Annotated in this window: 8 protein-coding genes; 2 read left to right on the forward strand and 6 right to left on the reverse strand. The window is 32.6% G+C overall.

The window, feature by feature from the left end; genetic code table 11:
- Positions 1 to 5: 5 nt before the first annotated feature.
- The gene (locus tag NTX22_17250; protein ID MCX6152275.1) at positions 6 to 1,169 is read right to left on the reverse strand and encodes an isoprenylcysteine carboxylmethyltransferase family protein; all 1,164 of its coding nucleotides are present in this window, start codon (positions 1,167 to 1,169) and stop codon (positions 6 to 8) included.
- A gap of 51 nt (positions 1,170 to 1,220) precedes the next feature.
- Positions 1,221 to 3,590 carry a TonB-dependent receptor gene (locus NTX22_17255; protein MCX6152276.1) on the reverse strand — a complete coding sequence of 790 codons (2,370 nt, stop codon included), beginning with the start codon at positions 3,588 to 3,590 and terminating at the stop codon, positions 1,221 to 1,223.
- A 221-nt stretch (positions 3,591 to 3,811) separates the two neighbouring features.
- Here NTX22_17255 and NTX22_17260 point away from each other — a divergent pair, with 221 nt between their 5' ends.
- On the forward strand, positions 3,812 to 4,144 hold the full coding sequence (locus NTX22_17260; GenBank protein MCX6152277.1) for a cupin domain-containing protein: 333 nt from the start codon (positions 3,812 to 3,814) through the stop codon (positions 4,142 to 4,144).
- 30 nt (positions 4,145 to 4,174) lie between these two features.
- Positions 4,175 to 4,567, forward strand: a complete 393-nt coding sequence (locus tag NTX22_17265; protein MCX6152278.1) for a DUF3795 domain-containing protein — start codon at positions 4,175 to 4,177, stop codon at positions 4,565 to 4,567.
- Positions 4,568 to 4,682: 115 nt separating this feature from the next.
- On the opposite strand, the gene NTX22_17270 is transcribed toward NTX22_17265, so the two are convergent.
- From NTX22_17270 to NTX22_17285, 4 genes are all read right to left on the reverse strand, one after another.
- Positions 4,683 to 5,051 (reverse strand): VOC family protein, encoded by a 369-nt coding sequence (locus NTX22_17270; protein MCX6152279.1) that lies wholly within the window; start codon positions 5,049 to 5,051, stop codon positions 4,683 to 4,685.
- Between the two features lie 133 nt (positions 5,052 to 5,184).
- Positions 5,185 to 6,543 carry a hypothetical protein gene (locus tag NTX22_17275; protein MCX6152280.1) on the reverse strand — a complete coding sequence of 453 codons (1,359 nt, stop codon included), beginning with the start codon at positions 6,541 to 6,543 and terminating at the stop codon, positions 5,185 to 5,187.
- Between the two features lie 16 nt (positions 6,544 to 6,559).
- Positions 6,560 to 7,282 (reverse strand): T9SS type A sorting domain-containing protein, encoded by a 723-nt coding sequence (locus tag NTX22_17280; protein ID MCX6152281.1) that lies wholly within the window; start codon positions 7,280 to 7,282, stop codon positions 6,560 to 6,562.
- Between the two features lie 33 nt (positions 7,283 to 7,315).
- On the reverse strand, positions 7,316 to 12,628 hold the full coding sequence (locus NTX22_17285; protein ID MCX6152282.1) for a C25 family cysteine peptidase: 5,313 nt from the start codon (positions 12,626 to 12,628) through the stop codon (positions 7,316 to 7,318).
- Between the last annotated feature and the right edge of the window lie 43 nt (positions 12,629 to 12,671).

Genomic DNA, 12,671 nt, shown 5'->3' on the forward strand with positions numbered 1-12,671 from the left:
CTCCATCAATATAATGGAACGGGAATATTCATATACTTGAAATTAACCGGCGGATTTGCAATTCGTGTAACTGAATTTTTTGATAGATTTACAATTACTTCAATTACCGGAATTCTTTTGGCTGCGCTAAAAAGAATTTCTTTTCCTTCTGCTTCTTGTCCGTTACGTAAAATTGCTTTTGTAAAAACAATTTTATAAATGTTCTTATCATAATTATCTGGCAGGTAATGGTCTGTATCTTCGTAAACTTTGTTCATTGGTATCTCCTGCACATACCAATTTACTGGTAATATATAATTGATGAACTTATTATTTTTTCCCTGACTGCTCATCAAATGTTTTTGAACTTCCGGATTAGCATTAGCTATTTTAACAAGTTTGGTAAGTTTTGCTTGCTCCATTTTTGAAATAGAAATATATGCCGCATCTTTGTTAAACTTTGCATACAGACTATTAATAGAAATCTCTTCAAGAAGATTTGCTAATCCAATTGCACATACAGCAGTTATTATATATAAGGTGACGATAGTTAGATATCTGATAAATCCAGATGAAGGCAGTTTATAATAATTATTGAATTCCGCAATTCGAATTGGGAAGAACATTTGTGTTTTTCTTTTGTACTCGATGTATGTCTCGCCAAATTTTTCTTCGCATTCGCGCTCTTCCATTTTTGCAAGAAAGTAATAAACAAAAAGCATAAACAGATAAGAAAGAAGAGCTATATACCTTGGCCATAAGATAAGCAATCCCAAACCACAAATTATAAGTGAAGCATATTGCGGATGGCGTATGATGCGGTAAATACCGCCGATTACTTCTTTCTTGCGTGTAAGTTTGTAATAGTAAACTTGTGCAGCGCCAAAACAGAAACCAGTAAAACCAAATATTATGAGAATCCAGCCGATTATGTTATGTATATCCAATAATCCATTATATGTTTCTTTAACAATATGCGGAAGAAAGGCTCGGCATAACCAGGCAAGAATCGGACTATCATTAAGAAAGCCCAATCCTTTTCCATAAACTGCATAAAAATAAATTGCAAAAGGACTTGCCATAAACATAAACTCGAACGCAATCAGGATGTAAAATAAGGATGCAATCCAAAAAGTTTTTTTACCAATCGGTTGTTTATTATCCAAGATATAAGAATTCTCTTTTTTCATAAGTGTATTCATATAATTCACATTTATAATGGATAACTTTATTGAACTAAACTAAAACTCAAACTTGAATCCAAAAGTTGGGTAAACCATTGAGCCTTCTTTAATAACTTCGCCGGTTCTGGAATTCAGAGTTTCCTGAAAAGTATTTTTGTTATCATAGACGTTTATAACATCAATAAATGCAATCAACGCCAGATTGCTAATAAACTGATGTCGATAGTCAATTCTAAAGTTCAGTGCATGGTAGTCGTCAAAACGTTTGTTATTCTTTGCAAGTATCTCCATTGAATATCTAACCTTGTTTGGGTTATTCAACACATCGGAATAAACTATATATGTATCAGACGGTCTTCCTGTAGCATATTTCCACTTAACAGAGATTGACCAGTTATCGTTAAACTGATAACCAATAAGTACATTAAATATATGCGGCTGATTGAAAGAGGAATTATAATATGCCATCGCGTCTGCATTTTTTCTTTTGCTTACAGAATATGAGTAGTTTATCTGACCGTAATATTTGTCGGAAAATCTTTTTAACAAACCAAAATCTAATCCGTATACATAACCCTTACCGTTGTTAACCATAGCATTACTGCCATATGCCGGTTTAACGAGTAAATCCCATAATTGTTTATAATACCCTTCAATGGTAAGCTTAATATCCTCGCTCAGGTAATTGGTAAAGCCGAAAATAAAGTGAGCCGCTTTTTCGTTAGTAAGATTTCTATTCTTTCCATTGGTTGTCAGATATTCAATTTCAGGCGCTTGATTATAAATACCAGCAGCAAAGTTAATAGTTTGAATCGGAGACAATTGATACGAACCGCTTATTCTTGGCGAGATAAAAGATTTTTTAATCATGTCATCATATTCAAATCGCAATCCCGAATTGATATTCAAACATTCAATTGGAGAAAAAGAAACTTCAGTATAAGCTGCCGCTTCATTTCTTCTTCCTTTGAACGAAAAGTTTACATCAGCAGGATTTGTAATATAATATTTATTACCGTTCATATAAGGCAAATCGTTGCTGTTATAAGTATAAATTGTGTCTTCCCCAAATTGCGAAAGACTAAAATTTCTTTTTGATGTTTGAAATTGAATTCCGGAACTAAATAAAACATTCTTCGAAACGGAATAGCTTAACTCCGACTTTGCCCCAAAAACATCAGTAACAGAGTTGTCCTGAATAATTGGAAATCTTGTTGATACCTTTTCCTTTTGTGGAGCAATTCCGTTTTCCTTATCAAGGTAAGCTGTACCAACTTTATCAGTGCGGTCAATTTTGTTGAAATATACATTAGTGTTTAATACGCTGGATGGCGAAGTAAGCCAACGCCAGTTAAGACCTGTTAAAATCTTGTCCTCATTTTGATTTACCAAATCAGGATCGGTCGGATTTTTCAATTTAAAAATATGTTCTACTGTTCGCTGGTATGTTTCGGTTGAGTAAATTGATAGTAGTGAAATTTTGTGGCTTTGGTTTATTTCGGAAGTGAATTTGAATAAAAAATCGGAATACTTCGGGTGCCCATGACTTAACTCGTTAATCATATCCAATAATGTTTTAAAATCCTGATGACGTGCAGAAAAAACCATACTTGAATTCTTAAAGAGATATGAAGGACCATCATAATTGGCTTCCCAGCCAAGTAAATCATATGTACCATTAAGTGAGAAGCTTTCGCGGTTTCCCTCTTTAATAGATAGGTCTAAAAGAGAGGCATTCTTTCCGCCAAACCTGGCACCAAAACCGCCCCCTTGAAATTTTGCTTTCTCAACTAATCCTGAAGCAAAGATACTGAAACGCCCGCCCTGAATTTCTTCATTGCCGCTTGATTCCGTAAAATGTGAAATACTCGAGAAAGGAATATTATCCACCATAATAATATTTTCTCTTGGCGCTCCACCGCGGACAGAGAAGGAACTGAACTCACCGCCGCTGCTTGATACACCGGGTATTGTTTCAACTGCTCTGAATATATCACCTGCTGCTCCGGGCGCTCTTTTAATTTCTTCACGTTCAAATCCATATGCAGAAACTGGAAATTCTTTATCTTCATTAAATACACCTGCCGTTACATTTACTTCCTTGCTGGAAATAAAAGATTCGACTAATTCTATTTCTTTAACATATGTTGTTTTATTCCTGATAACCCGCACATCAGTTTCTAAATAATTATTATATCCCAAGTAACTCACCTGCAGCTTATAAATATCTTCGTCAACATTGCTGATGAGATAATATCCTTCGCCATCGGTTGATGCGCCAAGCGAAGTACCCTGTACAGAAACATTAGCGCCAATTAAAGGCTGCTTTGTTTTTTTATCAATTACCTTTCCTTTAACGCTGCCTTTTTTCTGTGCAAAAATTGAAATACAGAAACAAAGTAAAATTATTAAGAATGTACTTTTCATTCTTTCTCCAAATTATTTACAAAAATTTAAGAGCGATGAAAAACTCAAAGCTCTGGAGCAAACTTATCAGGGAAAGATGAAAATAAGATGAAAAGCCGAAGTCAGAAATAAAAAATTTTCTTTAATTCTCTACGAAATAAAACAGAAAATTTTATATATACTTTTATAGTAGGTTTTAATTATTTTTGAAAAAAAAATAGAAATATTTAAAAGGATTTACTTTGGAAGAGATTTTCCCACAACCAATTAAAAATTTACCACAAGCGGATATTCCAATTAAAGGAATCACCTCTTATCTATCGCAAGCAGTAAATCATCAAATAATCTTTATGGAATTCAGTGAGGATGTTGAAGTGCCAGAGCATTTTCATGAAAGTCAATGGGGAATTGTTCTGGAAGGAAAAATTGATTTAACAATTGATGGAGTACAGGAGAGTTATTTAAAAGGTGATAGGTATTTCATTCTAAAAGGAGTAAAACACTCGGCTAAGATTTACGCGGGTTATGCCGATATTACTTTCTTTAATCAAAAAGATAGATATAATAAAAAGTAATTTTGTTGGAATTGTAAAGGAGAAATTATTATGGAAGAAATATTAGCCCGTTGTGGATACAGATGCGATCTGTGCCCCGCATTCAATCCCAACATAAAAAGTTTTGATGACAAGAAGAAGATAAGTGAAAAGTGGCATCAGTATTTTGATTTCTATTTGGCTCCGGAAGAAATTGGCTGTGATGGTTGCTTAAAAGACGCTAAGCTGCTCGATTCAAATTGTACTGTTAGACCATGTGTTCTTGGGAAAGAATTAGTGAATTGTGGATATTGTAATGAGTTTGGGTGTGATAAATTGAAAACCAGAATGGACGCGATGGAAGAGGCGATTAAAAATCATAAAGATATTTCTAAGGAAGATTATAATCTCTACATTCAGCCATACGAAAGCCGTAATCGATTGATGAATTTCAGAAAGAAATGAACAACATATTTTGTATCGAATAATAAACAAGGAATACAAAATTCCGAAATGTTAATTTCATTATTAATAATTCCTTGTTCATGATTTTAATTATTTTAATTCATTTAGTAAAATATTAATGAACTGAATGAAGACCAATTTTATTTCCTTCTACATCAATAAAAAATGCCCAATATCCAATTTCCGCTGTAATTAATGTTTTTGGTAAAACAACTTTTCCACCGGCAGCTTCTACTTTAGAAAGAACAGTGGTTAAATCATCACCACCATTTAAATAAACAACAGTGCCTTCTGTAGATGGTTTATAACCTTCACCTTTAACAATTGCTCCGCCAACAGCTTCCTTATCGCACTTGAAAAAACCCATTTGAAAACCCATCATGTCCTGGGCATCCATTGTATAACCAAAGATCGATTCGTAAAATTTTTTTGCTTTTGCGAAATCGATTACTGGAATTTCGAACCAGTTGATAGCGTTAACCACTTTACCTCCTTAAATTAATGTTGTGTTGTGTATTATATAAATTATAATAAATTTTTATGAAAATGAAAAATTCTGAAAAAAAAAGACGCCCTGATGGACGTCTTAAATTTGGGATATGAGCCACAAAAAATTTCTACCTGGGTTGCTTTGGACCAAAATCGAATGGATACATAAATGAAACTCTTGGTTCAATTTTTTTCTGTGGTTTGTAATCGATAACCTTACTATCAGCATCTCTAATCGGTGAGAACGTCCATTGGTAAACTAAAGAAACAAGGAGATAAACATAAGGCTTATATCCTGCCTCGGCATAAAGATAAGAGCGGTCATCAAGTGTAAACAAATCCTTTTCACCCTGGATATCTATTTTATCATAACCAACACGGGCAACATAGGATCCCTCTTTAGGTGAAATATCAGCAGCTAAATGGAGCAAACCGCTCTTCGGATTTTTATCAAGTCGCTGATAACTCCCAATAATATCAAAAGTATTAAGAAGGCGAACAAGAATTTCCCCGTAGAATCCATTCCCAACATCCTTAAAAGCATTCAGTCCAGCAGCTTTACTGTAAAATGAACCATTCGCAGTATCCAAAGCAAATCTTTGGATTTCATACATTGAATTAAAATAGGAAGGTAAATAATTATCACCGTTCCATCTTCTTTCTAATTTGGCTCTTACTGTTACAAGACCAAAACCGTTTAAATCCAACATCAATCCAGCAGCGGTGCCGCTTCCAAAATTTATTATTTTAACAAAATCGAAATAAGGTGTAAGTGTAACAAAGCTGGATAAACTGATTGGTAAACCTACATCTAACCCAATTATTTTAGTTGCTCCTTTATCTTTTTCTATTTGGAATGTATTCGTCGAATCAATATATGTTCCTTCAATAACTCCTGCATACTTATTAAAGTCAGTAGCAAAAGTAGCTCCAACTTCCAGATTACTAATAATTGGAATGGGAGCGCTTTCACCCCATTTCAATGGACGAACAAAACCTCTGATTCCAGCTACTCCGGATTGACCGAAGTTTCCATAAACTGTTTCGAACCCAATTTTATCAAAGTCCAGATCGAATTCTAATCCAATTTTTCTGGTATCGTAGCTTGGACTATTGTTGTACATATACATTATACTACCATGCCCAAGAGAGGCATAATCGAGCGCACCAAGACGAACATAAGTTTCTTCGTGTTTTTGTCCGTAGCGGACATAACGAATAATACTAAGATAATCGGAGAACTCATTAAAATTTTCCTTACGCAAATTTCCCTGAGTATCAAATTCCAAATTCAGATCAATTCCAACTCCAAAATTGGCAAAAGCAATTTCCGGTCGGAAGTGAAAAGTGTAATGAGGTTGATTGTCAATCCAGGTTAATCCGAGTCCACCAGCAATATCACCCTGGTTTGGATTTGGAAAATAACCAAATTGCGAAAATCCAATTTGTGAAAGAAGTACTAAAAAAATCAGTAACAGTTTTTTCATGGTTCCACCCACTTATCTATTTAATAAAATTCATTTTCCTAACAGAAATATATTTTGAATCAGAAGATTGAAATTCCATTTTGTAAAAATAAATTCCACTGGCTAAACCTGCTGAATTGAATTCAACCTGATATTTTCCAACCCTCCCTCTTTGCAGGATTTCATCATCAATTAGAGTTGATATTTCTCTTCCGAATACATCATAAATTTTTAATGAAACATTTCCATTTGCGGGCAATTGCCAGCTAATAATCGTACTTGGATTAAAAGGATTAGGATAATTCTGGTTAAGCCTAAAACTTGTCACGGTATTATTTATTTCTACTGAAGTAATTCCGGAAAACAAAATTCTAACCGTATCAGAATATTCTATTCCCCCGTCTGTATCAATTTGCTTAAGTCTATAAAAATAAATTCCGTTCTTTGTAAGAGTGCTGTCTTCAAAATTGTAATCCTTGGGAGAAAAACTATTACCATGACCTAAAACAAATCCAATTGCTTCCCAATTTTGTGAACTGTCGCTTCGTTCAATATCATACCCATAATTGTTTACTTCCGTTGCGGTTCCCCAATAAAGCCATACAACATTTGCTGTAATTTGCGGATAGAAATAAATCAATTCTACTGGAAGGTAATTTTCATTTGAAAAATGATCCACTTTAGTTTGCGAAATATTTTCCACTGAAAGAATCTGGCAAAGGAAAACAGTTAACAAAATAATTTTAAAATGATTTTTCAAACTACATTTTCCAAATATATTTTTTTGCAGAGTTTATCTAACAATAGCAAGTTTTTGAGTAACGTTTTCTGTTTTCCCATCTTTCTTTACGATCACTTTATACAAATAAACTCCATTGGCAACAGTGCTTCCATCCTGATCTTTTCCATCCCAATTAATTCTATTGAAATTAATGCGCAGCGGATATTGTCTTCCGTCAATTTCTCTGATCAGTCTTCCTGCGACTGTGTATATTTTTATTTTTAATTCATCAGGAAATTGTGTAAGAATAAAAGTAAAATCTGTTTTGTCTTTAAAAGGATTAGGATAATTATATACATCAATAAGTTTTAAATCATTAGAAACCTGAAAAGTTTTTTCGTATCCCGGTCCGTTTTCTAAATTCCCAATTATATTTTTGCCAAAGACTCTAAAAGTATGTTCACCATCATTCAATGTTGGAAGATACCTGAAAATAATTTTTCGCTTAATTGTATCCGAATTAATATCAAGCTGGGAATAGCTTACCTTCTCTTCATCAAGAAAGAATTGAACTGCAGAAGTGTCACTAACAGAAAACCAGACAGGATAAGTCAGAGTCATTTGAATGTTAGGAGATGGGGAAATAAAATCACCATCAGAAATAGATACGCCATCAAACGTAACATTTACGGAAGCCGATGAAACAGATGTTTTCGTTGTATCCCTTTTAACGATGAAAGGAATCTCATAAATATTATTGTCCTTGTATAATTCTCTTACTTTACCTTCTGAATCAATTGAAATTTTAAATTTCATATTACCGTAGTTATCATATTGATTACTCAGATAATTATACTCAAAATACTTTCGGCTCATAGAATCCAACTTAACAACTAAAGAATCCATTAAAATTCTTTGCGAGTTATCCGGTTTGACCAAATCGACTTTTACCTTAAAACTATCAGCCTGTGATTCGCCAACATTATAAACATAAAATTTTAGTTTAGTACTATCACCTTGAATGAGAGAATCTTTAGAAACGGAAACAACCTGGTAGTTAGTGACAAGTTCTGGAAGCATATGAAATTTTACACTTAATGATGACAAATTGGGGGAAATGGAATCTGAATCAGTTTTAAAATTTGATAGAATTTTAATTTTTGGATAAACCTTGGCGTCAATAAAACTTAAATTTGCAGCATTGTTATTTAATGATAAAAAATTCAAAGTATCAACAATTCCATTATCTCTTATCCCTAGTGGACGATAAGAACTAATGAGTTCATTACTAACTAATTGATTTACTGAAAGTGAATCCCATCGCCCAACTGGTCCGATTTCAGAAGATAATAGCGAACCATTTTTATTCGGTAAATAAAAAGTTGTATCAATTTGTACTTTTCCTTTAAATGGTTGGGAATAGGCTTCAGGGACTGAGCCTGGAAATGCTCCTTTTTTCCCAATGATTGCCCAGGAACCACCAAATGTTAAGCTATCAATAAACTTACTTCCAAAATTTTTAATTAGGTTTTTTAAAATTGGAGAGGAAACACTTCCTTCATTTGACACCGCTATTATAACGGTAAACTTATCTGAGAGAGTATTTAAAAAATTTATATAATTATTGATTTCTGTGGCTCCTCCGCCCAATAAATCAAAATGTCGATAACCTTTAAAAGCAAAACTACTATCATCAAATAAACAGATATGGTGACCTCGCAATGTATTTTCTGGAATATAGCTATTTCCATTTTTCTGAATTAGAGCCGAATTACCATCATAAAAACCAGCAGAGAGAGCGGAAAAAGCAACAATACTTGAATCAAATTCGATCCCCGTTTTTTGATATTTCAAATTTGCTAAAGTTGTTCTCGAGAAAGAAAGACTATCACTCAATAAATATTTACTCTCTTTCGTTTTAATAAAAGAAAAGAATGAACCAAATGGAGTATTTCCAACAATTTTTGCTCTTGCCCAGTACCGTTTGTTATTTTCAAAATCTGCAATACTAAGTGATGTAATTAATGTATCTAAAGTTTTAAATAGAGTTCTGCTGTTTTTAAAATTTTCATTGGTTGCAAATTCCATTTCTAAAGAATCGCTCAATTGTTTACTGCTTGGATTAAATAATCGCAAAGTATTACCCAATCCATTTTCAACAGAATTAAGAAGCGATGTTTTTATTGTTGAACCAACTACTAAATATTTAACAGTTACAAAATTATCCATTTCAGACAACTCATCAATTGAATTTTCAGCATCCAGTTGAATGGTCAATACATGTTCACCCGGTTTCTTTCGAATTGGAATTGATATTACTAAAGAGTCTGAAAATTTTGGTAGAGTTTTTTTTAACGATAAGCTAAAATTAGATGAATCATTTACAGCATCTTTTATAACAATCGTAAAAGAATCACTAGTAACTTTACCATAGTTATAAAATTTAATAAAAATTGAGAGAGACTCCGTGAGATCAGATGGATTTGCAGATTTTAAATGTATATCCGCAGCAGATATTGATAAGTTCGCTTTGTTAGGAATCGGGAGTCGTGCAATTGGATCACCAATTAGTGTATTGGTCAGAGCAAATAATTGGTAAACCCCTGAACTACCATACGTCTGAAGCATGGTTAATTTTGCTTGTTTTAGGGCTTCACTGATTGTGTATATTGAATCTTTCAAAACTTTTTCATAAAATAATTTTGGAGCTAATAATGATGAGGATAAAAATCCAAGAGAGGAGTTTCCGATATAAGCAATTGCTTCCCCTTCATTAGATGTAACAAATAGTTGCGAGAAAGAAGTTACATCAGGTTCAGCAAACCGAGCTGTTGAACAACCAAAATCTGTTATCAAAGGATTTCTATTTACATTATTATTTAATTGTGAAGCCTGTGTAATTGAGTTGTCCCATGTTTGAGTCCCACTATGCCCTAAATAAGAAATAATAACTGCTCCATCATTAATAGTTTTTTGAAACTCACCTTCTGTATAGGGACCAAAATTCGTATTAGGGTTAATGGTTTTATAAAAATGTTTTTGAATTCCGCCAACAGGAGGAGGTGAAACAAAATTATCGATAACATAATTATTGACTTCACGAAGTTGATCCAACTGACTCTGATTATCGCCAGTCCCACCAGAAAAAAAGATAAATCGTTTATTCCAACTATCAAACCCTTTAGAAATATAATTAATATGTTTATTCATGTAGTAGCTTAGTTCTTGCTCAGAAGTTACCGGTATTCTCCCAACATTCATTTGAGGTACATATGCTCCCGTTGTATCCCAGGTTACAAACCAATTATCGCTTACAGAAGCACCAAAGGAAGGAACGAAATTATATTTAGGCGGAATATTCATAAATTTAGTTTTATTCCCATGATAATCATAGGTAGCTCCGCCAATTAAACAAACATATTCCGGATAGGGAGATTGCCAATAGCTATGAGTAGCTTTTAAAAAATCTTTAATAGCTTCTGGGTTAAAATAACCATAGGCAAACTCGTCGTAAATGTCGTCAACATCAATTACTTTTGCATTAACATTATAACTATTTGAAATAAAAGAGGCGTAATCGTTTGTTTTGGAGATAAACTTTTTATTAGTAATTGCAAGATAATCTGCATGATTTTGTGAGTTTCTTAAGTTGACAAACTGCTTTACGTAATAAAACTTAGGTGTTTGGATTTTATTTTTATTAATTAAAATAAACTTATTTTGGTTTGTTAATGTATCAAAGAAAATAATTTCGTTGTTACTTCGTGTTAAATTATATTTCTTAAAAGATCCGCCATATTTCCAAACAACAATTGAATCACTTAAAACATTTGTAATTTTAATTCCTTTAATGGCCGAAGACAAATCAATAAAAGGAAAGGAAAATATCAGAGAATCATTATAAGTCATTACCCATCTTGGATATTCTACTTCGTACCAATCGAAAGCACAAGTATTTAAACTTGCAGTTGTAGTGAAGGAATGAATTTTTAATGAATTATTTCCATCATTTAAATCTTTCACAGGATATTTTCCTCGAAGGATTTTTTGACCATATTTATTAATATATCCCGAATCTTGTCTTTCTGCATTATTAACCGAAATAGCTAAAAGGTGGGCGTTCTGAGATATATTTGAAGCATAATCTTGAAGCCTGGAAAATACATTAACAGTTCCCTCAGAATATAAATTAGAAATTGCAAATGTATAATTTCGGGTCCCAACGCCTAGTTGATTATCAACCCAAGTCTTATTCTCATACCAAAAAGGCATTTCTCGTCTAACTTGATCTGCCATTGAAAAATCAAACCAATTATTTATTTCGTAATGAATAACTTCATTATAGTATTTTAAAGTATCTGAACTTGGACTTGCCGATTCATTATCTCCAATTACCACATGCTTACCATTTTCTCCATTCCATGTAAACCAATAAATAGTTGTATCCGAGTACCTATCAATATATTCGTTATAGGGTTCTCCAAAAATATTTAAATCACGGTTCTTACCACCCATATTGCGTTCACCAACAAATTCGATATAATCATTTGGATCGAAAGAATTATCTGCTTCACCCGAAACAAAAATCGGAATTTCTTTCCCCTTATTTATAAGTTTAAATGATTTAGGACTAACGGAAGAAAAATTAAAATAATAATTCAGGTCACTATACCTTAATCGATAAATGGCATTTTTAGCAACACCAATTTTGATATAATTTGCATTATAATCAATCCAATCGTCTGTTGAATCATTTTCAATAAGGATATGGTTGCCAAATTTGTTATTGTTATAATTGATTTTACTTTCTGATATAGAATTTAAATTGTTATTAAAAGAGAAAGTTGCGGTAATGTTGTTTGGATAAATGATTTCCAAACGGAATTTTAAAATTCTTCGAATGTTTCTCTTATTGGGATCAAAAATAAAAGGAGAAATTGAAAGGTGAAGATAACTTTTACCGTCATTTATTAATTGACCATTTATTAGTAAGAATTTTGTATTGTAATATTTTGGAATCGATGTATTATATTCATAATGGAATATTTTTTGATTATCAAACGTAACCGTTGGATTTATCTCCGGTGATGCTGCAATTTGTTCTTCATTTTCAATAGTGAATTTCACAACTGGATTGGAGTTTGTTTGAATAGGAACAAATATATCTGAAACTGGTAAGTTAAATTGTTCCGACTTCGATTCATCGAAAGGGTAATCAAAAATTAATTTATTTTGACCAGCAATCTGTTTTAGGTTAAAATTAAAATCATTTTGATAGTACAAAATATGTTTGTTTTCTTGAATTTTTTCCGAAATAAATTGAACTTGTGAGTGTAAAACCGACATAGTAAATAGTAATGCCAGGAAAAGAGTAAATTTTTTCATTTTCGTTCAAATTAACTTGAAAAATAAGTCAAAATATATCGAA

It is taken from the genome of Ignavibacteriales bacterium (genome assembly GCA_026390815.1).
Classification (GTDB): domain Bacteria; phylum Bacteroidota; class Ignavibacteria; order Ignavibacteriales; family SURF-24; genus JAPLFH01.